This is a genomic window from Casimicrobium huifangae, assembly GCF_009746125.1.
In the GTDB taxonomy this organism is placed as follows: domain Bacteria; phylum Pseudomonadota; class Gammaproteobacteria; order Burkholderiales; family Casimicrobiaceae; genus Casimicrobium; species Casimicrobium huifangae.
The window spans coordinates 3093544-3119304 of sequence record NZ_CP041352.1; the positions used below are offsets into that span (position 1 = coordinate 3093544).

Below are 25761 nucleotides of genomic sequence, written 5' to 3' on the forward strand. Positions count from 1 at the left end.
ATCACTTGCCCTTTGCTTTCAGTTGCGCGTCGAGGCGCGAGAAGACGCGGCGCGCGTTGCCTTCGTAAATGGCAATGCGGTCATCGGCGCTGAGCGTCTTCGCGCCATCGATGTAACGCTTGGTGTCGTCGAAGTAGTGGCCGGTGTACGGGTCCTTGCCGCGCACAGCGCCGATCATTTCGGAGGCGAACAGGATGTTCTTCACTGGAATCACGTTGGTGAGCAAGTCGATTCCCGGCTGGTGGTAAACACAGGTGTCGAAATAGATGTTGTTCAGCAGATGCTCGTCCAGTGACGGCTTCTTCATCATGTCGGCGAGCCCGCGGAAACGCCCCCAGTGGTAGGGTGCCGCACCGCCACCATGGGGAATGAGGAACTTCAGCGTTGGGAAGTCCTTGAACAGATTGCCTTCGAGGCATTGCATGAAGGCGGTAGTATCGGCATTCAGATAGTGTGCTCCAGTGGTGTGGAAGCACGCGTTGCAACTGGTGCTGACGTGGATCATCGCCGGGATGTCGTACTCGACCATCTTCTCGTAGATCGGGTACCAGAGGCGGTCGGTCAGCGGCGGCGAGGTCCAGTGCCCGCCCGAGGGATCAGGGTTCAGATTGATGCCGACGTTGCCATACTCTTTCACGCAGCGTTCAAGCTCCGGAATGCAGGTCTTCGGATCGACACTGGGCGACTGCGGCAGCATCGCTGCCGGCACAAAGTTGTCCGGGAAAAGCTGGCTCACGCGAAAGCAAAGTTCATTGCAGATCGCAGCCCAGGTTGAGGACACATTGAAGTCGCCAATGTGATGCGCCATGAAGCTCGCACGCGGCGAGAATATCGTCAGGTCCGAGCCGCGCTCGCGCATCAGTTTCAACTGGTTCGCCTCAATCGTCTCGCGTAGCTCGTCGTCGCTGATTTTCAGCTCACTGACTTTGGGCATTTCCGACGGGCTTTTGATGCCGGCAATCTGGCGGTTGCGCCAGTCTTCCAGCGCCTTCGGGGCCGTCGTATAGTGGCCATGGCAATCGATGATCATGATGGGTTACCTGTTTGCTGTCGTTGCTTGTTGGGTCGCCGCTTCAGAATGGCGCCATGCCGTTGCGGCGTTTCACTTCGTCCCGATCGGCTGACGCAAAATCGGCGAGTACGGCGCGCGCTTCATTTGCGCGAAGTGACACCGCACACACAGCCCCGGAAAAAATGGTCTCGATGGCGATTTCTGCCGGCAAGTCCCCAATCACCTGAATACCGGAGGCGTCTACCATTTCGCTGCGCTGTTGAAAACCGAGCGCCGCGTCTCCGCTGGCAACCATTGCCGCGACCGGGACGCCAGCCGGGGCTTGCCGAAGTTTCGGCTGTACATCGCGGAGGATTCCCCAGCGCTCGAACAGCGCCAGCAGTGATGTGCCGCTCGGACCGGTGGAGTAGCCAATTGTCGCCGCCTGCAGAACAACCTGACGCACGCCTGCTTCAGTCGAAATATCGGGCGCTGTCGCGCCGGCCTTGACTGCCACCGCGACTTGGGAGCGCACCAGATTCACCTGACTCGCCGGAAGCACATGACCGCTCGCGGCGAGCTTGGCGATGGCGTCAGACGCCAGAAACACCAGATCGAACGCCTCGCCTTCGCGCACCCGGCGCGCGGCATCGACACCGCCAACGGATTCCAGCGTGAGCGGCGTGCGGCCCGTGGACGCCCGGCCAGCCGCCATTTCAGCCAGCAACTGCCTCGTCGCCATCGACGAAATACCGCGCAATGGCGTGATTTGGGACGTGTCTGCACGATTCATGACGCCATTTTCCCGCCAGACCAGTTCAAAACTGAATGCGAAATGAAGCTATCAGATATAGCAAATTGGCATAGCATAGAAGTTTGCCCGTATGTAATCGGCTCCACACAACGGCATGCGCAAGCTCGCGACTACACGAGGACGAGTACGTTGGACCTCAAGCAACTTGAATACTTTGTCCGCGTCGCCGATCTCGGCAGCTTCTCGCGAGCGGCAGCAGCGCTTGGTATTGCACAACCGGCCCTCAGCCGGCAGGTGCGTCTGCTTGAGGTTGAATTGCGGCATACGCTCTTGACGCGCAACGGTCGCGGCGCCATTCCGACGGAGGCCGGCAACCGCATGCTGGAACACGCTCGTGGCCTGCTGCATCAGGCGCAGCGTGCCCGCGAGGACATGGCCGGCATCCGTGGCAGCCTGGCCGGACGGGTAGCGATCGGGTTACCAACGTCAGTCGCGCGTGCGCTGGCGGTGCCGCTGACGCGGGCGCTACGCGCACAGATGCCTGACGCAACCTTCTCCATCAGCGAAGGGCTATCTGCGGCGCTGCTTGACGGCCTCAGCGCCGGACGCCTCGATGTCGTCGCGCTTTACAACGCGCAACCGGTACCCGAAATCGAATTGCGCAACGTGGGCGACGAAGAGCTTTTCCTCGTCTCCGCCCGTCCGCATGGAAGTGAACGGCGGGCGCCGCCTGACCCATTGCCGCTGGCGCGGCTGCCTGAATTTCCGCTGGTCATCCCGAGTCGCCCCAACGCGATCCGCATGCACGTCGAATCCGCGCTGGCTGCGATCGGCGCGCGGCCCAACATCGCACTCGAGATTGATGGCGTACCTGCCATCCTTGATCTGGTAGCTGATGGCGCCGGGCACGCCCTGCTGTCGTCACCAGCGGTGGCCAGCGCCAATCGGCCTGGTGCCTACGAAGTGCGCCAGATCACCCACCCGCCGCTGATGACTCGCCTTTCGCTGGCGACCAGTTCGCAACGTGCCAGCACACGGACGCAGCAGGAAGCAAGCCGCATTCTCGAGAATCTGTTGCGCGACAGCCTGCGCAGGCAGTGATGGTCACGGGTTAGGGCTCCCGCTTCAAGCGGTAAGCCGCCCGATGCAAGTGAGCCATGAAGTGCCGCACAGACGGCAGCACCAGCGATTCGTGACGGGCAATCGCGCCGATCTGCAGCGGCAAGCCCGCTTCGGCAATGGGTGGGGCCACGACAAACTGCGCAGCCAGCGGGTGCGCCAGTAGTTGCTCCGGCAGCAAGCCGATGTGATCGCTGTTGGCCAGCATGGCCAGCAACGCAAGGGTCGAAGTCACCGACGCGGCAGCCGCCGGCGCCGGCAATTGATGCAGTGCAAACAGGGCGGTTGCATAGCCCGTATCGCTCGTCACCCCGGTATAGATCCATCCTGAGCGGCCAAGGTCGGCCAGGGAATTGGCATTCGCCAGTGGGTGCCCGCGTCGCAGTACGGGAATCATGCGCGTTTCCATCAGCGGCTCAACGCTGTACTCACCACTGGCCAGGTCGTCCGGTACGCCGCCAATGGCGATGTCTACCTCCCGCCGCCGCAAACGTGGCAAGTGCGCCAGGTAGAGTTCTTCAACAATGCGCAGCTTCACGCCGGGGAAGTCACGACCGAACGTTCGCGCCGCCTCCGGTACCAGCAGCATCACCGCCAGCGGCACGGCGCCAACAGACAGCGTGCCCACCATGTTGCCGCCCATCTGGTTGATGGCATCTGTTGCTGCTGCCAACTCGCGCTGCACGTTGAGCGCGCGCTCATACAGCACCTTGCCCTGCAACGTCGGGCTCACGCCGCGCGTAGAGCGCTCCACCAGAGTGGTAGACAGTTCGAGTTCAAGCTCCCGCAGTGTCTTGGTCAGCGCTGGTTGCGACACGCCGAGACGGCGCGCGGCGCCGCGAAAACTACCCTCCTCGATCGCGGCGACAAGCGCCTGCAGCGCGTTGAGTTTCATCGGTTATCAGTGACCAAAGAAAGCCGAATGATAACCTTTGGTTATCACGCTACCTTTGTCCGTATCTCGTCCAGCATTGCCCGCTGGAAGAAAATTCGTTTCGTGTCTGGGGCATGGCAAATTGACTTTGCCCTAATTGTTTCAAGGAGGTTTTATGGCCATTTCGTTCCGCTCACTCAGTCTTGGGGTTGCCGCGTGTGCCCTTACGACATTCGCCTGCGCTCAGGAAGTCACCCTCAAGGTGCATCACTTCCTGCCCGCCGGCTCCTACGCCAACGCCAAGTTCATCCAGCCGTGGTGCGACAAGGTCAACAAGGAATCGAACAACCGCATCAAGTGTCAGGTGTACCCGTCGATGCAACTGGGCGGCACGCCACCACAACTGATTGACCAGGTGCGCGACGGCACCGTCGATGTGGTGTGGACCCTCCCTGGCTACACCGCCGGCCGCTTCCCGTTGATTGAAGTTTTCGAGCTGCCGTTCATGATGCAGAACCCCGAGGCAACCAGCAAGGCGGTCTGGGACTACGTGCAGCAGTACGACAAAACCGAGTTCAAGGATGTGCATCCGATCGCCTTTCACGTGCACGGCGACGGCGTGTTCCATATGGTCAAACAGCCGGTGCGCACCATGGCGGACCTGAAAGGCCTGAAGCTGCGCGCACCGACCCGCCAGACCAACAAGTTCCTCGCTGCGCTGGGCGCCACGCCAGTCGCAATGCCGGTGCCGCAAGTCGGCGAAGCGCTCGCCAAGGGCGTGATCGACGGCGCCGTGGTGCCGTACGAGGTGGTGCCTTCGGTAAAGATTCAGGAGCTGGTGAAGTTCCATTCCGAGACCGATCCGAGCGAGCCGGCGTTCTACACATCGACCTTCGTCTTTGCGATGAACCAGAAGAAGTACGACTCTCTGCCTGCAGACCTGAAGAAGGTCATCGACGCCAACAGCGGTCAGGCGTTCTCAGGCCAGATCGGCAAGATCTTCCTCGAGGCCGATGGTGAGGGCAAGAAGCTCGCCTCGAAAAACACCTTCAACGTGATCCCGAAAACCGAGCTGGAAAACTGGAAGAAAGCTGGTCAACCGCTGATCGACGCCTGGGTGGCAGAGGTCACGGCCAAGGGCGTCAATGGCAAGCAATTGCTTGACGGTGCCCGCGCCCTGATCGCCAAACATTCGGCGACCAAGTAAGTCAAGTCGCTCCCTCAGGTGGGTGCCGGCAGGCACCTGCCTTCAATCCCTCACGGAAAAACTGACATGCAAGAGCCGATTGCCGTTGATGCGGCGGCAGATGCAGCGATGGGCGCGTCCGAATTCGGCCCCATTGGCCGCATGCTGCTGACCATTTCGCGCTGGGCCGCCATTCTGGGTGGCGTGATCTTCGTCGCCCTCGTAGTGATGAGTATTGTTTCCATCGTGGGCCGCAAGCTGGCGTCAGCGCCGGTGCCTGGCGATGTCGAAATACTGCAGATGACTGCGGCATTCGCCTCTGCCCTCTTCTTCGCCTATTGCCACATGAAACGGGGCGATGTGAAAGTGGACTTCTTCACCGCCAAAATGCCGCCGCGCATCGTGCAGACGCTGGACGCGTTCGGCTCGCTGCTGGTGGGGCTGGTTGGCCTGCTGCTCGCCTGGCGCACCGCGGCCGGCGCCATTACCGTCATGGAGTCAGGCGAAACCAGCATGATCCTCGGCATTCCGCAATGGATCTCGCAGGCACTGATGGTGCCAGGCTTCGCACTGCTCGGCGTGGTGGGCATCTACATGATGGTGCACTGCTGGGGCCTGCGCAACGTGCCGGTAACTGAGGTGAAACCATGAGTGGTATCGCCGTCGGCAGCATCATCTTCGCCATCCTGATGGTGATGCTGGTCATTCGTGTGCCCATTGGCATCGCGATGTTTGTTACTGGTGCGGGCGGCTACCTTGCGCTCACCGGCTGGGAGTTCACTCCCCTGCTGAATATCCTTAAACAGGTCGGTTACGCCCGCTTGTCGAACTACGATCTTGTTGTCATTCCACTATTCCTGCTGATGGGGCAGTTCGCGACCCACGGTGGGCTGAGCGCGGCGCTGTTCCGCTTCGTCGCCGCGTTCATGGGACATCTGCGTGGCGGCGTGGCGATGGCTGCCATCGGTGCCTGCGCCGGTTTCGGCGCCATCTGCGGCTCGTCGCTGGCGACCGCCGCGACGATGGGCCAGGTTACCCTGCCCGAGCTGCGCAAATTCGGTTACTCCGGCGCGCTATCAACCGGTGCCCTCGCGGCCGGCGGTACGCTGGGCATCATGATCCCGCCGTCGGTACCGCTGGTGATCTATGCCATCCTGACCCAGGAATCGATCGGCAAACTGTTCATGGCAGCAGTGGTGCCAGGCATCATTGCGATGATCGGCTACATGATTGTGGTGCGCATCATGGTCACGCTCAACCCCGCCGCCGGCCCCGCCGGCCCGCGTGTGCCGTGGCCGGATCGCCTGCGCGCGCTGTTGCAGGTGTTGCCAGTGATCGGCGTGTTCATCGTGGTGATCGTCGGCATCTACGGTGGCTGGGCCAACCCGACCGAAGCGGCAGCCATCGGTGCCGCCGCCTGCGGCATTCTGGCTATCGTGACCGGTGGCATGCGCATGAAAGGCATCCTGGATAGCGCGCTCGGCACCGCCAATGCCACCGCGATGATCTTCCTGGTGCTGCTCGGTGCCGACATGCTCAACACCGCGCTGGCGCTGTCACAGATGCCGGTGGAGTTGGCCACCTGGGTGAAGGCAAGCAATCTGTCGCCGATGCTGGTGATGATTGTGATCCTGCTGATCTACGTGGTGCTCGGCTGCGTGATGGATTCGCTGGCGATGATCCTGCTCACCATCCCGATCTTCTACCCGATCGTGATGGGACTCGAGTTCCACGGCATGGGCGCCACCGACAAGAGCGTCTGGTTCGGCATCCTGGCGCTGATGGTGGTGGAGATCGGCCTCGTGCATCCACCCGTCGGGATGAACGTCTACATCATCAACCGCCTGGCGAAAGATGTGCCTTTGTCGGAAACCTTCAAGGGCGTCATGCCGTTCCTCGCGTCCGACTTCATCCGTATCGCCCTGCTGCTGGCTTTCCCTGCCATCTGCCTGTTCCTGGTCGGAACCGGGCACTAGGCTTCCCCTTGGACCATCCCGGCGAGTTTTCTCGCCGGGTCCGTCGACGCGCCTCGCAAACGCCCCACCCGGTGCAGTGCGTTGAAGGTAACAGCCTGATCGATAGAATGGCTTTTTCATTGGGCTCTGCGCGGTAAATCGCTGAAAGTCGACTTTTCATAAAAACGCACATGTAGCCCGTTTGCAGTCGTCATTTCAACGAATAGCTGATCGCGCGACCAAGCCAGGTGCAAATTTTTTTATGCCGCCTGCGATCTGGCAGCCGCCCAAGTTGGCACAATTTCTCCATCGATGCCGTCTGACGTGGCATCAAACGGGGGTGCATATGCTGTACGGAAGACTGGCTGCAGTTCGCGCGGCAACAGCGCGGTGCGTTCGCTTGTTGACTTTGAGCACCATCGCGGGCGCGACGGCAGTGCTCTCGACGGTAGCGCACGCACAAACCACAGCCTTCTCCTATCAGGGGAAGCTGACCGACGGAGGGGCGCCAGCCACTGGCAGCTACGACCTGCAGTTCCGCCTGTTCGATACCAGCGCCGTAGGCACCGGCGTGCAGCAAGGGACGGCGATGGTGCTGCCTGCCGTAGCAGTGGACGCCGGCATCTTTACGGTAGCGCTCGACTTCGGGGCCAACGTCTTCGACGGCTCGGCCCGATACCTGGAGATTGGCGTGCGTCCTGGCAACTCGCCCAGTGCCTTTGTGCTGCTGGCGCCGCGCCACCCGATCGCTTCCTCTCCTTAGGCGGTGCAAACGCTCAATGCGCAGCAGCTGGGTGGCGTACCGGCCAGCCGCTACGTGGCGGCGGCGCCGAACGGGTACGTCGGTGTCGGCACGGCCAATCCACTGTCGGGCCGGCTGCATGTCGTCGGCGGTGGTACCACCGCGGTTTACGCGGATGGCGGCAGCGCAACCGGCGTGCAGGGCATCAGCACGAGCGGCGTTGGTGTTCGCGGTGCCAGCAACAGTTTTGAGGGCGTGCGTGGCGAAACGGCCGGCACCGCCAGTGGCGGTGTCGTTGGTTACAACGTGTCCGGGGCCGGTTACGGCGTCTACGGCGCCAGTGAGGGCGAAGCCGTGCGCGGCCAGAGCACGGCCGGAACGGGGGTCATGGGCACCAGCACCAGCGGCGCCGGGGTGCGTGGCAACAGCATCTCGTCGGTGGGCGTTTGGGGTACCAGCAGTTCGTTCGAAGGCGTGCGCGGTGAATCAGCCGGGGCCAGCTCCGGCGGTGTGGTCGGCTACAACACCAGCGGCACCGGACCCGGCGTATATGGCTCTGGTGCCGGCACCGGCGCCGGCGTCTCGGGCGTCAGCGTCACTGGCTCCGGTGTGTTCGGCCAAAGCTCGGCCACCGCCACCACAGCCGCAGCGGGCGTCTATGGCAAGGGCCTCGGCAGCGGCGGCATCGGTGTCATTGGTGAGGCCAACGTGACGAACGCAGTTGGCGTGTTCGGTGTGAGCAGCAGCGCGGATGGCTTTGGTGTCTACGCCCGGGCACTCAACAGCCAAGGTGCCCGCGCCCTTTACGTTGATGGCACGGCAACGCAAACCGCATCGTTTGGCGGCATCATCAAGGCGGCCGTCGAAGTGGTTGGCAACGGACCATCGGGTGCCTACATCAACAAGTGTTACAACGGCGTGAGTGGCGCGTCCAGTCCCAACACCAACTGCGGCATCAGCATTACGTCGGTCGCGTCCGGGTGGATTCGGGTGACATTGCCGTTTGATGTGACCAACCGACTGTATTCGGTTGCTGCCGAGTTCAACTCTGCTGGCAGCTTCGCCTCTGGTGGATACAAGATCGGGGCCAACTATCGGCGCTTTTCTTCGACGCAGGTGGATGTGTTCACCTTCATCAGCGACGGCACCAACAACACCATCAGCGCGACTTTCACGCTGATGGTGTTTTGAAGATGGAGGCCTCCTCTGCCCGGTGGCGCGACAAGATTGGCAGACGATGCCGAAACGCGGCGATCGTTGCCCTTGCCTGCGTTTGTGCGGCTAACCCGCCGATGTCGCAGGCGGCGCCGCTCATGTCCGGCGGCCCCTACGCAATTGTCAGTGACGTTGCCCTTGCCGGGTCGGCACCGATGGCTGCGGGCAGCTACCGCATCGTCGCGACTGTTGGGGAAGCAGCAACCACTGGTCCCGGTGCTGCAGGCGGCTACCGCGTTTTCGCCGGGTTCTGGCAAGGCGAGCGATTCATCCCGCAGTGCATGCTGGATATAGACGGCAACGGTGTGGTCGAACCAGCCTTTGACGGGCTGCTCATCACCCGTGCCCTGAACGGTCTGCGTGGTCAGCCACTGGTCGACGGCGCGCTGGGCACGGGCGCGCAGTACACCGACCCCGCCCAGATTCTTGCCCGCATAAATCTTGATGCGCTGGATGTCGATGGCGATCAGAAGTCGCTCAGCTCGACAGATGGCCTGATCATCGTTCGCGTCATGTCCGGCATCCGGTCCGACAATCTGGTCGCTGGTGCGACAGGTCCGGGCGCGACGAGAATGTCGTGGGCACAAATCCGCAATCACCTGAACAACATCTGCAGCGCGGGGCTGGCGCCATAACGCGCCAGTCGACAAACGACAGATTTACGACGCCGGTTTGAGCTTCAACAGACGATCAGCGTAGTCCTGCCACGGCGCATCCTTGCCGACACCGTCGAACACGCCCTCACGGGCGAGGCTGGCAATCCAGTCGTGCTTCTCGGCAATCGGCGCCGTCATCGTGGGCGCAAGGCCTGCTTCCCTCACCGTGTTCGCCGCTTCGCGCATCTCCTCAGCCCGGCGTTTGCCATGCTGCACCACGCGGCTGAAGAAGTAGGCACCCTGCTTTTCCCAGTCGATGCCTGGGAAGGTCTCGCGCAGCGTGTCGAGCATCGCTGCCTCCACGCCGTAGCGGCGCGCCGTGGTGAAACTCTCGATCACCAGCGCTTCCAGTCCCTTGATCATGATGCTGCGCGACATTTTGGTCGCCGACGCCAGCCCGATCTTGGGTGACACCGGGGTGAGGTTAAAGCCGAGCGGACGCAGCCGGTCAGCCAGCCGCAACGCCTGCTTGCCACCCAGCAGCATGGGCACTGCGATGCCGTAGGGCGGCACCGAGGTCATCACGCCCGCCTCGACGTAGTGCCCGCCGGCTTCTTCGATGGCGATGGCGGCCTGTTTCTTGGTGCCGGGCGACGCTGAATTGAGATCAAGAAAGGTAGCGCCGCGCTGCATGAGCCTTGCCGCCTCCTGCGCCACTTCCAGCGTGTTCGACGCGGTGACGGCCGAGATGATCAGGTTCGCCTTGCTGCACACGTGGCGTGCCGACTCGCAGGCGACCACACCGTGGGCTTGTGCGTGCAGCCGCTGCGCGCCGCCCATCAGCGCATCGGCAAACTTGACGTCCCAAGCACCCACCCACGCAACGCCCTTGGCACGCAGTGCGTTGGAGAAAATCTTGCCGACTTCGCCGTAGCCGATCACACCGACATCGAGATTGGCCATCGCTGCCTCCGTACCGCTGTTATGAGAGTCGCTCAGCGCACGCGTCGACGCGCGGTCGCGCTACTGCTTCGGGATTTTCGCGCGTTCGATGACGTCTGCCCAGCGTTTGATGTCCCGCTCCAGCAGTTCCGCCTGCTGCTCCGGCGTGCTGCTTTGTGCCACCAGCGTCAGCTCGGACAGGCGCTGCTTGACGTCCGGCAAGGCAAGAATGCGCACCAGCTCGCGGTTGAGCCGGGCGATCACGTCTTTCGGCGTCTTCGAAGGCACGGCAAGACCATTCCACGATGCTGCGCTGAAACCGGCGAGTGAGCCACCTGCCTCACGGGCAATGGGCACCTCCGACAGTTGCGGTGCGCGGTGGTCGCCCAGCAGCGCCAGCGGTCGTAGCGCTTTCGACGAAATCTGCGGCATCAGCGGGCCAAGAATATCCACCATCGCATCGATACTGCCGCCACGCAGCGCGGAAATCACCGGTGGCGTCCCATTGAACGGCACCACCTGCGCATCGATCCCTGCCGCACTCCGGAACAGTTCGGCGGCGAGATTCTGCGTGGTGCCCACCTGCGGCGTACCAATGTTGAGCTTGCCAGGATTGGCTTTGGCGTAGGCCAGCAGCTCGGCGAAAGTCTTGAAACGCCCGCCCTCGGCAACTGCGATAGCCAGATCGAAGGCGGCCAGTTTGGATACCGGCGCGAAATCCTTGCGGGTGTCGAACGGCAACGATTTGAATAGCGCGGCGCTGACGGCTGTGCCACTGGAGATCAGCAGCAAGGTGTGGCCATCGGCGTCCGCCTTGGCCACCTGCTCGCCGGCGATCACGCCGCCGGCACTGGGCTTGTTTTCAATGACGACTGGTTGCCCCAGCGCTTCGGAAAGCTTCTGCCCGACCGTGCGAGCAGTGATGTCGGCCGCACCGCCTGGTGCGTTCGGCACAACAATCTTCAGCGGCTTCGCGGGAAATGACTGCGCCGATGCAAAAGCGCACAGCATCAGCAGCGACGCCGCAACAATGGGCCGCAGGACGCGCCGGGTGACGAACATTGAGGTGTGGACCAACATGGCTAGCGAGACGATGTCTGAAACCGCCATTGTCTCGCCAACGCAGTTTGCCCGCAGCGCCAGTTTCGGCGCTGCGCTTTGTGCAGTTACCGGCGGTTACTCGCCGCCCTGCTCGCCCGCCATGCGTGCGGCGTATTCCGCCTGTTTGGCTGCGCGACGTGCAGCGCGGTTGCCGCCCTCAGCTGGCTCGGTGTAGGCCGGGCCTGCCGGTTTGTCGCCACGCCGCTGCGCACGATTCTCGTGGGCGAACGGCCCGCGAGTTTCCGCGCTGAAACCACCGCGTGCCTCACGCGGAGCGCGTTCGCTGCGCTCGGCAAAGCCGGCTTGCGGACGCTTGAACGGCGCATCGAACTGGTTGCTGAATCCACCGCGCGCCGGTGCCGGACGATCAGTCCACGCCGCAGACGCCCCGCGGTCGCCACGGCCAAAGCCGCGATCACCACTGAAGCCGCTGTCGCGTTCACGGCGCTCAAAACCACCGAAGCTGCGTTCGCGGCTCTCGCCGTGGTCCGCGCGGCCGGCGTACGGAGCGCGCTCGAAGCGGCCCGGACGATCATCGCGGGTCGGGCGACCAAAGCTCTCCGACCGCTCCGGGCGATCCCCACGCTCTGCGCCCCAACGGGCCGAGCGCTCGTTTTCGACGCGCGGCAAGCGGCCTTCACGCGGGGCAACATCACGCTCGAAGCGGGCGCCACTGCGATCATCGGCAGCACGCGGCGCATCGAAGCGCGGCGCATATTCACGGTCACGCGCCGGGGCACGATCACTCCGATCAAAGCGATCAGGGCGGTCGTCAGCGAAGCGGCTACCGCCGCGATCATCTGCCTGGCGCGGACGATCCGCCGGCGCGCGATCAAACGAACGCTCGCCGCCGAAGCCTGCACCACCGGCGCTACGACCGCGATAGCCGCCCGCACCCGCCGAGGCATCACGCTCGAAGCGACCGCGCGCACCTTGACCGCCGCCAAAACCACCTCCGAAGCCACGATCGCCACCGCGACCACCGTAGCCACCGCGGCCGCCACCAAAGCCACCGCCGTAGCCGCCCGTTGACGGCGGCTTGCTACGCGGCTCGTGGCCTTCGACCACGGCTTCGCCAATGCGCTGCTGGGTGAAGTGTTCAATATTGCGAATCTTGAAACGGTCGCGGAAGCCCGCGAGCGTGATGGCCAGGCCGCTGCGACCAGCACGACCGGTACGGCCGATGCGGTGCACGTAATCTTCCGGCTTCATCGGCAAGCCATAGTTGATGACGTGCGTGATGGTCGGCACGTCGATACCGCGCGCAGCAACGTCGGTCGCAATCAGCACCTTGATGGTGCCGTCGCGCATTGATTTGATGCGGCGGTTGCGCAGCGTTTGTGGCATCGCGCCGTGCAGCGCGGATGCGGCATAGCCTGCTTCGCGCAGCTCATCAGCCAGTTCGTCGGTTTCGATCTGCGTGGCGGTGAACACCACGGCCTGCTCCATCGATTCGTCCTGCAGGTAGTGCTCGAGCAGCGCGTTCTTGTGCGCCATGTCGTCAAACCAGTGCAGGCGCTGCTCGATGTTCTCGTGCGTGTCTTGCGCGGTGGCGAGTTCGATCTTCTGCGGCTCGCGCATCACATGCGAAGCCAGCTCCATGATGCGCGGCGCGAAGGTAGCGCTGAACATCAGCGTGCGGTCGCGACGAGCTGTGGCGACGTGGATGGCTTCCAGATCCTCGGAGAAACCAAGGTCCAGCATGCGGTCGGCTTCATCCACCACCAGCGTCTGCACGCAGTCAAGACCAATCTGGCCGTTGCGATTGAGGTCAAGCAGGCGACCCGGTGTGGCGACGACAAGCTGCGCACCGCGCAGCTCCATCAGTTGCTTGCCGAACGGCGTACCGCCGACGACATTGGCCACACGCACGCCCTTGACGAAGCGAACCAGGCGGATCGCCTCCTGCGCCACCTGCTGCGCGAGCTCACGCGTGGGGCAGAGCACCAGCACACGCGGGCTGGCGCCGGCACGACGGCTGCGGGCGATCTGTTCGCCCTTGGGCATCGGCGGCGAATCCAGCAGCACCTGCAGCGCGGGCAGCAGGAAGGCGGCGGTCTTGCCACTACCGGTCTGGCTCGACACCATCCAGTCGCCACCAGCCAACGCGGCCGGAATAGTGGCGACCTGAACTGCGGTCGGCTGGGTGTAGCCCAGCGCGTCGACGGCTTTCAGCAGCGAAGAATCGAGGTTGAGCGCCGCAAAGCCATTTGCTTCGGCGGCAGATTCACTGCCCGCGTCAACGATGGCCTCGTCAGCGAGGAAATCAGGGGATTGCAGCTCGGCGGCTGCATTTTCATTATGCAAACTCATATGTTCTCGCCGCGCGCAAATAGAGAGCGCGGACGGCGATCCTTCAAAACAATTCAGGAACGATGTTGATCAACGACGAAAAACGCATCGACCAACAATCGGAACAAGGGAAAGACTGATCGAGGCTCCGCGAGATTGCGCCCGGCGGATCGGGATGGATGGCGAGGCACAAAACGCAGCCGTAGCGGGGCTACGGCGAGGCTTTGTAACGCTGCCAGCCGCCCGAGGCGACGATGCGCAACTCGCGAGGCCTTGATCAGTCTTTCCCACAAGACGTTTGGGCGGCCTGGCGAACACTACCCGCTTGATCGGGGCGGTTCGGCATGAAATGGCGCCGGGGTCTCGCCGGAGCAGCCGCTTTCGGGGCGATCCGGGAACACTGTGGGGCGAAGCACTAATCAGCGAACGAAGTCGCTTTTTCAAGCGACAGCTAATATTTTGGCATGTTGCAGCGCAAAAAGCCAGTGTTGGGCTGATTATTTGTTGAGCGAATGCTCTGGCCGCATTGCACCTTCTGCGGATAATTTGAGCGATGAACACAAGTATTGCCACCCCGCGCCAGCACGGCCCCGCTTGGTATGCACATCAACTTCTATCGCAAACAGTTGATTGCTTGGCCATCGGTCCTGGCGACGTACGTTCTCGCTTGCTGAAAGCCTACGACATCTTCAACCCCCTGACTGTGAAGCATTTTCCGGAGCATTTGGGGAGTGAATTTGCATGGGTCGAACGGCAGCTCAATCGTCACTCTCCCTACTTGAACCCCGACGGGACGACTCGAAAAGGGAGCGTTGAGGTCAGCCTCAGTCGGATGAAAAATTCGACTGGCTCAAAGATCGCGCAGACGCTACTCCATCTTCACCGTGCGATTGACCAATTCTTACGAGATCATTCGTAACCACGGTGGCATCGCACGCGATGTCGCAATGTCCGACTCAGGCTCATCTGGAAAAACTTCCGCGCTCATTCGTGCATATGTCGGAGCGTCTAATCTATGACAACTAGGTTGACTGTTGATCAGTTTTTTGACGCCATTCGTGAACGAGGTGTCTATCCATTGGTAGACACTGCAGAAGCGCGTGCGATCGTACAACGAAATGTCAAAGCGCTGTGCTCGGAGTATCCAATCAAAGATCGCTGGCCAGTGCTTGATCTTGAGTCTGCCTATGAGGCATTCTTAAATGCACAACCGAATCTCCTTGAGTGGCACCGCAATGGCTACCGCGGGACGATCCGCGCGGGAGACTTCGATGACACCTACACTCTAGATGAGTGGTTTGGTGATTTCACGCGCCAATGGAGCCTACGAGACACGCCAGACGTTCGAGCTGCAATGCTTGCGCTATTGCCGAGAGGCGGCACTTGGCGTTCGCCAGAACTCTATGCTGCGCACAAGAAAGTGGTCGAATCGATGAAGTACCGAATTGCAAGTTGGCTGTTTCGGTAGCGACGACTTTGTTTGCATGCACTAACGGATTCTTCATTTTGCGGCCGCCACGTGCAACGAATTTACTTGTCCTGCATAGGTTCAATTTCCCAATAACGTGTGAAGTTCACTCTCCTCCGCGCCTTAGTCCTGTACTCCCTAGCCGAACACCAACTCGGCCACGCGACGACCATCCGCGTCACGACGAACGGCAATTCATTCAGCGTCGGTGACGACGGGCGCGGGCATGCGATTGCGCGGACGGTGGCGAGTGCGCCCTATCTCAAGTTCATCTACAACCATTTCGACTATCCGTTCGGCTCGAACGAAGCCGCGCCGGTGCAGTTGCAGGGTATTGGCATGTCGCTGATCAATTCGCTATGCAGCGAGCTGACGATCGAAGTGCGCAAGCCGGATGCGATGCTGCGTCTCGCCTTTCGAGACGGGCAGCTATGCGGCCATGAGGTGCGGGACGTCGTCACGCCGGCCGGCGAAACAGGCAACACCATCCGCGGCACCATCCGACCGGAACTGGGCGGCGATGGTGTGGACAACACGAGCCTCGCCCTGTGGTTACGGCAGTTGCTACCCGCTCACCCCGCGCTGCGCATCGTGTTCAACGGCGAGACACTGCGGACCGAACAACCGACCGATTGAAGGAAGCACACCGTGAGCGAACACCGCATCTTCAAAACCAGCTTCGCCAAGGTCTACCCGATGTATGTGCAGAAGGCCGAGCGCAAAGGCCGTACGCGTGCCGAGGTTGACCAGATCATTGGCTGGCTGACGGGCTACAGCGCAGACGGGTTGCAGCATCAACTCGACGCGGGCTGTGACATCGAAACTTTCTTAGCCGAAGCACCCGCCATGCACCCGAACCGCGCGCTGATCAAGGGCGTCGTCTGTGGCGTGCGTGTGGAGGACGTTGCGGATCCGTTGATGCAGCAAATCCGATATCTCGACAAACTCATCGATGAGCTTGCCAAGGGCAAGGCGATGGAGAAAATTCTCCGCTCGTAACCCGAACCGCGAAAGACCGCATGGCCACCACCAAAATCCCCGCCAGTCCCGAAGCCAACGCCCGCGTGAAGGCCGTGTTCGACGACATCCGCGCGACGCGAAAGACGGACTTCATCAATAACCTGTGGCGCTCGCTGGCGTTTGACCCGGCACTGCTGGAGAACACTTGGGCCGAGGTGAAGGCGCTGATGGCGACGCCGACCACGCTGGACCCGCTGACCAAGGAGCTGATCTACATCGCCGTGTCGATCGCCAATTCGTGCAGCTATTGCGTGCATTCGCATACCGCCGCCGCGAAGGCAAAGGGCATGACCGACGCGCAGCACGCCGAGCTGCTGGCGATCGTGTCGCTCGCGGCCAAGACCAATCATCTGGCCAACGGGCTGCAGGTGCCGGTGGATGCGGTGTTTGACGCGGGCGCGTCGTCCTGACCGCGCGGCCAGGACCTGCGGCTAGCGCGGACTGGGCACCTTGCGGAAGAACGGCGCCAGCGACACCACCACCAGCATGATCGCCAGCGGCACGGTGGCGATGTAGCCCGCGTATTTGAAGCCCAGCGCACCGATCAGTGCGCCGAGCGCGAAGGCGAGAATCAGGCTGCCATGCACGCGCATGCGGGTGCGGTTGGCGCGCACCGCAGGGGCGAACGCCTGCCCGGTGCGGTTCCAGTAGATCAGGCGGCCGAGTTCAAGGCCGAAATCGGTGACCAGCCCGGTGACGTGCGTGGTGCGAATCTCGGCGCTGGAAATCTTGGTCACCAGCGCATTCTGCAGCCCCATCACGTAGCAAAGCAGGATCGCGGTGAGTGACACGCTGACGAACTCGTGCAGCTTGAGCGTTGCGCCCACCAGGCCGAACAGCAGCAGCAACGCTGCTTCCAGCAGCAGCGGCGCGGTGTACGTGACGGCGGAGTCGGGCTGACTGCGCCGCGCGAAATTCACCATCAGCGCCGTGGTCATGGCGCCCACCAGAAAGGCACACAGCGAGAGGATGCCCGCGATCGCATGCGGCACCTTGCCAAGCACCAGATCGTCTGCCGCCGATGACAGCACGCCGGTCATATGCGACGTGTATTGCCCGATGGCGAGAAAGCCACCGGCGTTCAGCGCACCGGCGACAAAGGCGAGTGCGATGCCCAGATGCAGATTGGCCCGCTGGGTGCGTGCGGTGGCCGTGAGCGCAGAAAGGTACTCGACCGGCATTAGTGGCGAGTGACCATGCTCAGGATCACGCTGACCGCGCCAACGATACTGCCCACCAGTAGCGCCGCGCAGATCACGCCAGCCACCACAAAGTGCTTGATGCCGAGACCAGGCGGTGGGTTCGCGTGATCGCCGGAACGGCCCAGCGCCGGCAGCACGCGAAAGATGGTGCGGATGGCGTAGCCGATGCACTGGAGCTGCCGCACTGGCGGTGCCACTCCGGTACCCGACGTGGAGTCATCTGATTCAGCGATGATCGAGCTACTTTCTTGCTGGGAAAGATTTTTCACAATCACCAAGTTTAGCGCTCGCCGATCTGGCTTCCGCATGACGGCGCCATCACACGCTCCACTTCGCCTATGGCTGTGCAACCACTTGAGCAAAGAACGTGCAGGTTCCTGAGCGGGCGAGCGGTGCCATCGCCGGATGCACGCTGCGCCAGCCAGGGAACGCTGTCGCACTGCAGGGATACACGCGCGTCAGTGCCATGGCTTGTGGCGGCTGCGTGATCAGAACGCAATCGACGCGGGCATCGCCCTTTGGCAAATGAGCCTTGACAATCAGATCAAGCGGCAGCCCATAGGTAGGCATCGCACGATGGTCAGGTCCGGCGGTACCGGTCAGATCGACGACGCATGCTGTCGGCGCTGCGTGCTGCTGCGACTGCGCAGCTGCAGCGGTCAGTCGTTCGCCTACTTCTGGTTGCAGCAACTGGTAAGCATGCAATGCATTGTTGGTCGCCTGAGCCCAATACTCACTTTGCTGGCGCGCCGCGAACGCCCAGATTCCTAGTCCGGCACTCGCCAGCAATAGCGCCAGGCGGCCCGGCGAGCCCCAAGGCTGCGCTACCGGCCAACGAAAAGTTGCGGGCAACAGCAGCACGCCAGCCATGACGAAATAGTAGAAGCGCCGCGAAACCAGGGGCAGATCGGCCTCACCGCCGCCAGCGGTGTTAGTTGTTATGCCAAGCGCCATCGCCGCGACTGGCCCCTGCAGAACAACAACACCGGCCACCAATGTCAACAGCGCGCCGCGTATTACCAACTGCGGGTCGGCGCCTGGGGGGCGTGCTCCGCGCTGCGCTTCTATCATCCGCTTGCTGTCCGCCCAGAACAGTGGAAAGGATGCGGCGACCAGCGCAGCGCCAACGAAGATCGCGGGATGCGTCAGCAGCGAGACACCGGCCCAACACCACTGCCTTATCCCGGCAACGAGCTCGGCAATCGACCACGAGGGTGCCGCTGCGCCCAGCGCATGCGATCTCGCCAACCAGTACATCGCTGCGATGCCGAGTAGCAATGAAGCGAGCACGATCCGCGCGCTGCACCTGCGATTGGGCGCGGGGTACGCAATCAGCAGCAGCAACAATGGCGGCACCATCGCCAGCGCCGTTTCCTTGCTGCCCAAGGCAAACAGCATCGCCAACACCGCGCCAACAGCGTCGGCCAGCCCGCCGGAAACGCCCTGCAGCCAGCGGTGCGTGCAAAGAAGCGCGAGCAGGCAAAGCGCGGTGGCCAGCAAGTCAAACCGATTCGAAATCCAGAGCGGTGTCGCCTGCGTCACCGGACCGAGCAGGAAGGCAGCAGCGAGGATCATTGCCACCCTGTTGGGCGCTGCGAACGCTATGGCCAGGCGCCAAAGCAGCAGCGCCAATGCGGCATGCAGCGCTACATTCAACAAATACTGTGGCAGCGCGTCGGCGCCAAATACCAGAGCAGTCATCGCGAACAGTACCATCGCTACGGGCCGGTAACCGTAGCTGCCCATGAAGTGCTCACTGAATGCGTCGGTCGCGGCATCAACGTGGCGCAACAACGCCAGAAAGTGCCAGTCGTCGTCGGTAAACCACGCTGTTCTCAGCGGCGCCATCGCCAGCACGTATGTCGCAGCGGCCAATGCTGCCAACAACCATGTCAGGTGCCGCGCAACGGGCGCTGCCGCCTCACCTAAAGCCATCGCCGCACCCGCGCCTGGTATTGCCGGTAGTCATCGCCAAACAATCGCGTGAGCGCATCCTCCTCGGGCTCGATCTGGAAGCGATTGAGGTAAAGCACGAACATCGGCAACAGCGCAAACCCAGCGATTTGCCCGAACCACAGTGCGCAAGCAGCGAGCAGCAACAGGTCGCCGAGATAGATCGGGTTGCGCGACCAGGCGAACACGCCGGACGTCACCAGCGTTGAAGCGCGTGCCGGGCGCATCGGATTCACCGTCGTCCGCGCCCGCGCAAACGACAACACGGCCGCAAACATCAACGCCACCGCCACCGCCAGCAGCGCTGCCGCCAGCACTATCTGTCCGGAAAAGCTGAAGCGACCTGGCTCGACGTAGCGCGCCAGCAACCACATCGCGCCCGCAAAAATTGCGACAACGACTGGCGGCGGAATGAGCGTTTTCATGCGCTGCAGTGTATGCCCCGCTACATTCACGGCATGAGCCGACCCCGCCACTTCGACGCAATCATCATCGGCGCCGGCGCCGCCGGCCTCTTCTGCGCCGCGCGCGCGGGCCAGCGTGGGCGCCGCGTGGCGCTGATTGACCATGCCCAGACGATCGGCGAAAAAATCCGCATCTCGGGCGGCGGCCGCTGCAATTTCACCAATGTCGGCGCCGGGCCGGCGAACTATCTGTCGCAGAACCCGCACTTCTGCCGCTCGGCGCTGTCGCGCTTCACACCGCAGGATTTCATCGCGCTGGTGACGAAGCACCGCATCGCCTTTCACGAAAAAACGCTCGGCCAGCTCTTCTGCGATGAATCCTCCCAGCAGATCATCGACATGCTGCTCGACGAGTGCAGTCGTGGCGGCGTGCAGTTGCTACATCCACTGCGCGTGGAGCGCATCGCGCGCGGCGATTCCGAGGCCACGTTCCACGTTGGAACGTCCGGCGGGGAACTGCACGCGCCGCGCCTGGTGATCGCCACCGGTGGGCTATCGATCCCGGCCACCGGCGCCACGGCGTTTGGCTACGAGGTAGCAAAGCAGTTTGGTATCCCGGTGACGCCGCTGACACCGGGGCTGGTACCACTCGCGCTCGATGCACCGGAACTTGAGCGCTACGGCATGCTGTCAGGGGTGAGCTTTGATGCCATCGCCACCTGCGACGACAGCAAGGCGCACTTCCGCGAAGCCGCGCTGCTAACCCATCGCGGCCTCTCCGGCCCGGCGGTGCTGAAGATCTCGAACTACTGGAAGCCGGGCGCGATGGTGCACTTTGACCTGCTGCCCGACTGCGATGCCGATGCGTGGCTCGCCGAGCTGCGCGGCCGCAAGGGTGCCGCGCCGGCGTTCGCCAAAGCATTGGCCGCGCATCTGCCGCAACGCCTCGCCGACGCCTGGGCGCACGCGCACGCACCCGAGGGCGGCGCCAAGGCCGTCGCGCAATGGACTCGGAGCGAACTGGACAACGTGGCTGCGCAGCTCAAACGCTGGTCGTTACGGCCGTCGGGAACGCTGGGCTACAAAAAAGCCGAGGTCACGCTCGGTGGCGTGGACACCCGCGCGCTGTCGCAGCAGACGATGGAGGCACGAGCGGTGCCGGGGTTGCATTTCATCGGCGAAGTGGTCGATGTGACCGGCTGGCTCGGGGGCTACAACTTCCAGTGGGCATGGGCCAGCGCGGCGGCGTGCGCGGAAGCCCTGTAGGAGCGGCTTCGCCGCGACCACCATTGCCTTGAAGTGTTGGTGCGGATGCAGGCTAGCCGTTCATGGTTCGACAAGCTCACCACGAACGGATTGCGGTAGCAGCGACTCTGTCAGATAGCGACAGGCCGTCTGGCGGTAGGGCCGATGGGTTGCCAACTGGCTAGTGCCGGGGAGTGCAAGTCCGGCTTGGCTGATCGGCGAAAACGGTTGGTGCGATCAGGTCAGGTGACGGCCTCCGGCACCGATGCACAGGCTTTGGTGAGGATCAGCTTGTTCGCCTTGGTCACTCGCAGCAGATAAGTTTCGCCCGCATGAGCGATGGCCAGCTCGCGGCGACCACCCGTCAGGCGCTTGAGGGGTGTTGCGACACTGCCTCCCTCCATGTCGCTGGGCGCAAGCGCCATAGCGCCGGCACCCGCCGGAGCCGCGTTGCCGACGACAACGCGCCGCTTGAGCGTCAACCGGGGCCTGGTGCCGCTGGCTTGCGGCCCGGGGGCGCCCGATGCAATCGTGGAGAAGGCTTCCGCCGCGTCGGCAATGGCCTGCTGGCTCGCAGCGAGATCGTCGTGTTTGTTGATTTTGGTCACCTCAGGTTCGCTGCATTTGCCAAGAATCGAATTCATGTGATAAATTTAACGTAAATGCGAATCGTTCGCAATATCTTACGTAACTAAACTTGCAGCAAGCCGCCACAATCGTCGCCATCACCCCACCTGCCACGGACCCATCATCATGCTCAACGTATTCGTCATGACGCTCCGCGAAGGCATCGAAGCCTTCCTGATCGTGGCCATCACGCTGGCCTACCTGAAGCAGACGCAGCGCCATGCGCTGGCCAGTGCGGTTTACTGGGGCACCGGCGGCGCCATCGCGCTCTCGGCCATTGCCTCCTACTTTTTCGCGCAGGCCGACAACAAGCCGCTGTGGGAAGGCATCCTTGCCACTGTAGCCGCGGTGCTGGTGATCTCGATGACCGTTTACATGCTGAAGGCGGCGCGGCACCTGCGCGCCAACATCGGCCGCGGCATTGAGGCGGCGCTGGCCAATCGCGACCGCGGTGCGGGATGGTGGGCGGTGTTCGCCTTCGTGCTGCTGATGATCACCCGGGAAGGCATGGAAACCGCCTTGGTGCTATCCACGCTGGCGATGGAGAAAGGGTCCGAGGCACTGCTCACCGGTGCCGTGCTCGGTGTCGCTGGCGCGGCAGCGATTGCCTGGCTGTGGGCACGCTACGGTCGGCGCGTCAATCTGGCGCGCTTCTTCCAGGTCACGGCGATCTTTCTGCTGATCTTCTCGCTACAACTGGTGATCTACGCCGTGCACGAACTGTCGGAGGCGAACGCGCTACCCGGCATCGACAACGAATGGCTGCATCTGGTCAGCGAGCCGTATGGTCCCGAGGGCTACTGGGGTCAGATGCTGACCTGGTCGATGGTGGCAGTTCCGCTGGCGTTTCTGCTCTGGGTCGGGCTGCGCGCGCGGATTGCACCCGCGGCTGCAACCGCTTCGGCGAGGCAATCATGATCGTCTGCATCTGCCACGGCATCAATGACCGCACGCTGCGCAAGGCCGTGGACGACGGCGCCAGCACGATGAGCGATCTGGTCAGCGCCACCGGCGTGTCGACCTGCTGCGGCTGCTGCGCCGACTGCGCGCGCGAGGTGCTCGACGAGGCGCTGGCTGAGCGTTTGCCGCTGGCGGCTTGAGCTGCAGCGGGAGTCTTGCGCGGCAGAGCTGTGGCGGGCTCCGCGCTCTACAGCATTTCAACGAAACGCCCACTTAATAAGGGCTCGCTGGTTATTTTGTGCCTTAGTCGACTATTGAGGTAATTGACCTGTAAGCCCAATTCGGATGAGGCTTTTCACGAAAAGCCGATAGCCTTGGCAGCGTGCTGGGCATGTGCTGGCTAAGCTACGATTCGTCTCACCCCAGTTTCAACGGGCAGCCACTCGGCAGCGCCCATCACGCAGGAGCTTCCCATGAAAGGCGACCCGCAGGTCATCAAGCATCTGAACAAGGTGCTCTACAACGAACTGATCGCGATCAACCAGTATTTCCTGCATGCCCGCATGTTCAAAAACTGGGGGCTCGACAAGCTCGGCGCCCACGAGATGCACGAGTCGATCGACGAGATGAAGCACGCCGACAAGCTGATTGAGCGAATCCTCTTTCTCGACGGGTTGCCCAATCTGCAGGACCTCGGCAAGCTGATGATCGGCGAGGACGTGAAGGAATGCCTCGCCTGTGATCTCAAAGTAGAGATGGCTGCGCACCCCGACCTGCGCGCCGGCATCGCCTGGTGCGAGCAGGTGCAGGACTACGTCTCGCGCGACCTGCTGCGTGAAATCCTCGATAGCGAGGAAGAGCACATCGACTGGCTGGAGACGCAATTGCAACTGATCGAACGCGTCGGCATCCAGAACTACCAGCAAAGCCAGATCGACGCCAAATCCAGTTCCTGACCCACCCGCACGGAACTTTGCGCGGCGGCCCAAACCCAAGAAGATCGCAGAAAACCACCGCGCCACTTTTGGCGTATCCGGCCCATCATGTCGCGTCGTTCGCTCTTCACCACCCTGCTCGTCGCCGCCGTTGCCGGCACCCTGCTTGCCGCCTGCACCACGCTGGATGACTTCCAGCGGCAGGTGATCTTTCGCCCGAGCAAGGAGGCGGGGCGCACGCCGACCGAATTCAATGCACCGTTCGAGGACGTGTGGCTCACCGCTGGCAGCCAGCCGGGCAAGCTGCACGCGTGGTGGATTCCGGCAAAGACGGGCGGCAAGGATGCGCCGGCAGCGCTTTACCTGCACGGCGCCGGATTCGGAATCTCCGCCAACCTGCCGCGCATCATGAAACTGCACGACGAAGGCTTCGCGGTGCTGGCGATCGACTACCGTGGCTTTGGCAGGAGCGAAGGCGGCCTGCCCTCAGAAGAAAGCGCCTATGAGGACGCCGATGCCGCCTGGGCCGAGCTGAAACGCCGCTCGCCGCAAGGTAAACGCTACATCTACGGCCACTCGCTCGGCGGCGCCATCGCCGTGCATCTCGCTGCCACGCCAGCCGCGCAGGATGCAGCAGGGCTGGTGGTCGAAAGCTCGTTCACCAGCGTGCGCGAGATGCAGCAATACACGGCGTACAAGTGGATTCCGCTGGCCGCAGTGCAAACGCAGTTTTTCGATTCACTCGCCAAAGCGCCCAAGCTCTGCATGCCGACGCTGGTGATGCACGGCAGCAACGATTACCGCATCCCGGTCGAAGTGGCGCAGAAGCTCTATGCTGCGGCGCCCGAGCCCAAACGCTGGCTGCTGGTGGAAGGCGCTCGCCACATCGACATCCCGACCCGCTACACCGCACAGTGGAGCGCTGCGTTGAATGATTTCCGCACGCTCGCGGCGCGACCGCGCGGCGCCTGCGCCAAAGCCTGATTTGCGGTAGCTCTTTCCATGTAGCTACTTGCCGGCAGCTGCCTCTGCCGCTGCGATGCGTTCGCGGGTGACGGGATGGGTGTGCATGTAGCCTGTCTCGCGGTCCTGTCGCCGCAGATCTGCAAGCTCGCTGTCTCGGCCTTCCAGCGCCTTTTCAGGGTTGTCGGTGCAGGAGTCGCTGATGCGCGCCCTCGCCGCCGGTTCATCGCTTCGGTCAACGCTCCCCTGCGCCTGCTTCAGGGCGTCGTCGCGGTACTTGGTGCGCAGCGCGATGCAAAGCTCCATCGCGTCGAACCGTCGCATGGCATCAGCGAAGTCTTTCGGTGACCTTCCACTGCGGCGCAGCAGATCAAACGCATACTGATCGGCCTCACGCTCCGACTCACGCGTGTAGTGCAGGGTCGAAAGCAGGATCGGTGCGTTCACGGTCAACGCTGAGACGCCACTGACATCACCCACCAGCGCGCCCACGATCAGGGCGCTCGCCGAGCCTTCCAGCAGATGCCGCAGCGAGTGGCGATGCTGGATATGCCCGAGCTCGTGAGCGATCACGGCCGCGAGCAGCCGCTCATCCGAGCGGAACAGTTTCACCAGCCCGTCGGTGACCACAATGGTGCCGCCTGGCAGCGCCAGTGCATTTGGTGCGGTGTCACGAAACTGCAGCACTACCGTATCGGCGAGCCCAGCCTTGTCAGCAAGTTCATCGAACAATCGCCGCACGCTCCACATCTCTGCCGCCTCAAGTCGCGAAGTTTTGAGCAGCCAGCGATCAAGCCCCTGCAAGGCGATGGTGCCGAGCGACTTCTCGGCGTCGCGCGGAATGCGGTGCGCCACCGCCTCTGCCGCTTTCGGAATCAGCGTTTGCCAGGCAAAGTACAGCGCCACGCCGAGCCCGACTATTGCCAGCACCACAAACCCGCTCGCGCGCTCCATGCGTGCCAGCCAGTGCGCAGCAGGCGCCAGGTGAAAGGCGGCTTCAACAGCGGCGTGATCGGCGGTAACCGCCAGCGCACCGTCAGGAAAGCTCAGCCGGTAGGGCGTGTTGCCGACGCGTTCGCTTACCCGCACTTGCGCGAGCGGCACCTGAGCGAGCACCGGCGGCGGCACGCCAGCGTCCGCGGCATCCGCCGGTGCAGCCTCGTGCGGCAATGCACATACTTCGACTACCGTGCCTGCGACTACCAGCTCAACGCTGGTTCGCCGCGCGCTATGGCCGTCAAACCACTGTGCCCGCAGGCGCTTTGACGTTTCCATGT

General features: G+C 62.7%; 28 protein-coding genes. 16 read left to right on the top strand and 12 right to left on the bottom strand.

All coding sequences use genetic code 11. From position 1 onward, the window contains the following. Position 1: 1 nt before the first annotated feature. Positions 2 to 1030 carry an amidohydrolase family protein gene (locus FKL89_RS13960; protein WP_156863387.1) on the bottom strand — a complete coding sequence of 343 codons (1029 nt, stop codon included), beginning with the start codon at positions 1028 to 1030 and terminating at the stop codon, positions 2 to 4. 43 nt (positions 1031 to 1073) lie between these two features. Beyond that, positions 1074 to 1784: a substrate-binding domain-containing protein gene (locus FKL89_RS13965; protein WP_238363363.1), complete on the bottom strand. Its 711-nt coding sequence runs from the start codon at positions 1782 to 1784 to the stop codon at positions 1074 to 1076. Positions 1785 to 1934: 150 nt separating this feature from the next. Between FKL89_RS13965 and FKL89_RS13970 the strand changes: the two genes are divergently transcribed. Continuing rightward, the gene (locus tag FKL89_RS13970) at positions 1935 to 2846 is read left to right on the top strand and encodes a LysR substrate-binding domain-containing protein (RefSeq protein ID WP_156863388.1); all 912 of its coding nucleotides are present in this window, start codon (positions 1935 to 1937) and stop codon (positions 2844 to 2846) included. 10 nt (positions 2847 to 2856) lie between these two features. Here FKL89_RS13970 and FKL89_RS13975 read toward each other — a convergent pair whose 3' ends face one another. Then, on the bottom strand, positions 2857 to 3759 hold the full coding sequence (locus FKL89_RS13975) for a LysR family transcriptional regulator (protein WP_156863389.1): 903 nt from the start codon (positions 3757 to 3759) through the stop codon (positions 2857 to 2859). A 154-nt stretch (positions 3760 to 3913) separates the two neighbouring features. On the opposite strand from FKL89_RS13975, the gene FKL89_RS13980 reads away from it, so the two are divergent. From FKL89_RS13980 to FKL89_RS14005, 6 genes are all read left to right on the top strand, one after another. Continuing rightward, positions 3914 to 4945, top strand: coding sequence for a TRAP transporter substrate-binding protein (locus FKL89_RS13980; protein WP_181955198.1), 1032 nt, complete (start codon positions 3914 to 3916; stop codon positions 4943 to 4945). Between the two features lie 66 nt (positions 4946 to 5011). Then, positions 5012 to 5575 (top strand): TRAP transporter small permease, encoded by a 564-nt coding sequence (locus FKL89_RS13985; RefSeq protein WP_238363364.1) that lies wholly within the window; start codon positions 5012 to 5014, stop codon positions 5573 to 5575. Further along, on the top strand, positions 5572 to 6900 hold the full coding sequence (locus FKL89_RS13990; RefSeq protein WP_156863390.1) for a TRAP transporter large permease: 1329 nt from the start codon (positions 5572 to 5574) through the stop codon (positions 6898 to 6900). Before FKL89_RS13985 ends, FKL89_RS13990 begins: the two co-directional genes overlap by 4 nt. A 379-nt stretch (positions 6901 to 7279) precedes the next feature. Then, positions 7280 to 7642 (top strand): hypothetical protein, encoded by a 363-nt coding sequence (locus FKL89_RS13995; RefSeq protein ID WP_156863391.1) that lies wholly within the window; start codon positions 7280 to 7282, stop codon positions 7640 to 7642. 3 nt (positions 7643 to 7645) lie between these two features. Further along, complete coding sequence (locus tag FKL89_RS14000) at positions 7646 to 8812, top strand: hypothetical protein (RefSeq protein ID WP_156863392.1); 1167 nt, start codon at positions 7646 to 7648, stop codon at positions 8810 to 8812. A 122-nt stretch (positions 8813 to 8934) separates the two neighbouring features. Continuing rightward, positions 8935 to 9471: a hypothetical protein gene (locus FKL89_RS14005; RefSeq protein WP_156863393.1), complete on the top strand. Its 537-nt coding sequence runs from the start codon at positions 8935 to 8937 to the stop codon at positions 9469 to 9471. Positions 9472 to 9495: 24 nt separating this feature from the next. Here FKL89_RS14005 and FKL89_RS14010 read toward each other — a convergent pair whose 3' ends face one another. From FKL89_RS14010 to FKL89_RS14020, 3 genes are all read right to left on the bottom strand, one after another. Beyond that, entirely contained in the window at positions 9496 to 10395 is a 900-nt protein-coding gene (locus FKL89_RS14010; RefSeq protein WP_156863394.1) for a DUF1932 domain-containing protein, read from the bottom strand. Positions 10396 to 10455: 60 nt separating this feature from the next. Then, complete coding sequence (locus FKL89_RS14015) at positions 10456 to 11484, bottom strand: Bug family tripartite tricarboxylate transporter substrate binding protein (RefSeq protein ID WP_420361127.1); 1029 nt, start codon at positions 11482 to 11484, stop codon at positions 10456 to 10458. Between the two features lie 66 nt (positions 11485 to 11550). Further along, positions 11551 to 13788, bottom strand: coding sequence for a DEAD/DEAH box helicase (locus tag FKL89_RS14020; RefSeq protein WP_156863395.1), 2238 nt, complete (start codon positions 13786 to 13788; stop codon positions 11551 to 11553). Positions 13789 to 14794: 1006 nt separating this feature from the next. Between FKL89_RS14020 and FKL89_RS14025 the strand changes: the two genes are divergently transcribed. The 4 genes from FKL89_RS14025 to FKL89_RS14040 all read left to right on the top strand — a co-directional run bounded on the left by FKL89_RS14025 (position 14795) and on the right by FKL89_RS14040 (position 16665). Next, entirely contained in the window at positions 14795 to 15235 is a 441-nt protein-coding gene (locus tag FKL89_RS14025) for a hypothetical protein (protein ID WP_156863396.1), read from the top strand. Positions 15236 to 15334: 99 nt separating this feature from the next. Next, positions 15335 to 15871 carry a hypothetical protein gene (locus FKL89_RS14030; RefSeq protein WP_156863397.1) on the top strand — a complete coding sequence of 179 codons (537 nt, stop codon included), beginning with the start codon at positions 15335 to 15337 and terminating at the stop codon, positions 15869 to 15871. Between the two features lie 12 nt (positions 15872 to 15883). After that, a complete protein-coding gene (locus FKL89_RS14035; protein ID WP_156863398.1) occupies positions 15884 to 16234 on the top strand; it encodes a DUF2200 domain-containing protein in 351 nt (116 codons plus the stop codon). Between the two features lie 20 nt (positions 16235 to 16254). Further along, complete coding sequence (locus tag FKL89_RS14040; RefSeq protein ID WP_156863399.1) at positions 16255 to 16665, top strand: carboxymuconolactone decarboxylase family protein; 411 nt, start codon at positions 16255 to 16257, stop codon at positions 16663 to 16665. A gap of 21 nt (positions 16666 to 16686) precedes the next feature. Here the strand turns inward: FKL89_RS14040 and FKL89_RS14045 are convergent, their stop codons facing one another. From FKL89_RS14045 to FKL89_RS14060, 4 genes are all read right to left on the bottom strand, one after another. After that, positions 16687 to 17436 carry a YoaK family protein gene (locus tag FKL89_RS14045; protein WP_156863400.1) on the bottom strand — a complete coding sequence of 250 codons (750 nt, stop codon included), beginning with the start codon at positions 17434 to 17436 and terminating at the stop codon, positions 16687 to 16689. After that, complete coding sequence (locus FKL89_RS20190; protein ID WP_162527521.1) at positions 17436 to 17642, bottom strand: DUF2970 domain-containing protein; 207 nt, start codon at positions 17640 to 17642, stop codon at positions 17436 to 17438. Before FKL89_RS20190 ends, FKL89_RS14045 begins: the two co-directional genes overlap by 1 nt. 151 nt (positions 17643 to 17793) lie before the next feature. Then, positions 17794 to 19392 carry a hypothetical protein gene (locus FKL89_RS14055; protein WP_156863402.1) on the bottom strand — a complete coding sequence of 533 codons (1599 nt, stop codon included), beginning with the start codon at positions 19390 to 19392 and terminating at the stop codon, positions 17794 to 17796. Then, on the bottom strand, positions 19383 to 19835 hold the full coding sequence (locus tag FKL89_RS14060) for a methyltransferase family protein (RefSeq protein ID WP_238363365.1): 453 nt from the start codon (positions 19833 to 19835) through the stop codon (positions 19383 to 19385). Before FKL89_RS14060 ends, FKL89_RS14055 begins: the two co-directional genes overlap by 10 nt. A gap of 33 nt (positions 19836 to 19868) precedes the next feature. Here FKL89_RS14060 and FKL89_RS14065 point away from each other — a divergent pair, with 33 nt between their 5' ends. Next, positions 19869 to 21080 (top strand): BaiN/RdsA family NAD(P)/FAD-dependent oxidoreductase, encoded by a 1212-nt coding sequence (locus FKL89_RS14065; RefSeq protein WP_156863403.1) that lies wholly within the window; start codon positions 19869 to 19871, stop codon positions 21078 to 21080. Positions 21081 to 21301: 221 nt separating this feature from the next. Here FKL89_RS14065 and FKL89_RS20375 read toward each other — a convergent pair whose 3' ends face one another. Further along, the gene (locus FKL89_RS20375) at positions 21302 to 21703 is read right to left on the bottom strand and encodes a hemin uptake protein HemP (RefSeq protein WP_238363366.1); all 402 of its coding nucleotides are present in this window, start codon (positions 21701 to 21703) and stop codon (positions 21302 to 21304) included. A gap of 109 nt (positions 21704 to 21812) precedes the next feature. Here FKL89_RS20375 and FKL89_RS14075 point away from each other — a divergent pair, with 109 nt between their 5' ends. From FKL89_RS14075 to FKL89_RS14090, 4 genes are all read left to right on the top strand, one after another. Beyond that, positions 21813 to 22604, top strand: coding sequence for an FTR1 family iron permease (locus FKL89_RS14075; protein ID WP_156863404.1), 792 nt, complete (start codon positions 21813 to 21815; stop codon positions 22602 to 22604). After that, on the top strand, positions 22601 to 22786 hold the full coding sequence (locus FKL89_RS14080) for a (2Fe-2S)-binding protein (protein ID WP_156863405.1): 186 nt from the start codon (positions 22601 to 22603) through the stop codon (positions 22784 to 22786). The genes FKL89_RS14075 and FKL89_RS14080 overlap by 4 nt, the downstream gene beginning before the upstream one ends. Before the next feature lie 273 nt (positions 22787 to 23059). Next, the gene (bfr, locus tag FKL89_RS14085) at positions 23060 to 23542 is read left to right on the top strand and encodes a bacterioferritin (protein ID WP_156863406.1); all 483 of its coding nucleotides are present in this window, start codon (positions 23060 to 23062) and stop codon (positions 23540 to 23542) included. 87 nt (positions 23543 to 23629) lie between these two features. Then, complete coding sequence (locus FKL89_RS14090; protein ID WP_156863407.1) at positions 23630 to 24505, top strand: alpha/beta hydrolase; 876 nt, start codon at positions 23630 to 23632, stop codon at positions 24503 to 24505. Between the two features lie 24 nt (positions 24506 to 24529). On the opposite strand, the gene FKL89_RS14095 is transcribed toward FKL89_RS14090, so the two are convergent. Further along, positions 24530 to 25759, bottom strand: a complete 1230-nt coding sequence (locus tag FKL89_RS14095) for a M48 family metallopeptidase (protein WP_162527522.1) — start codon at positions 25757 to 25759, stop codon at positions 24530 to 24532. Between the last annotated feature and the right edge of the window lie 2 nt (positions 25760 to 25761).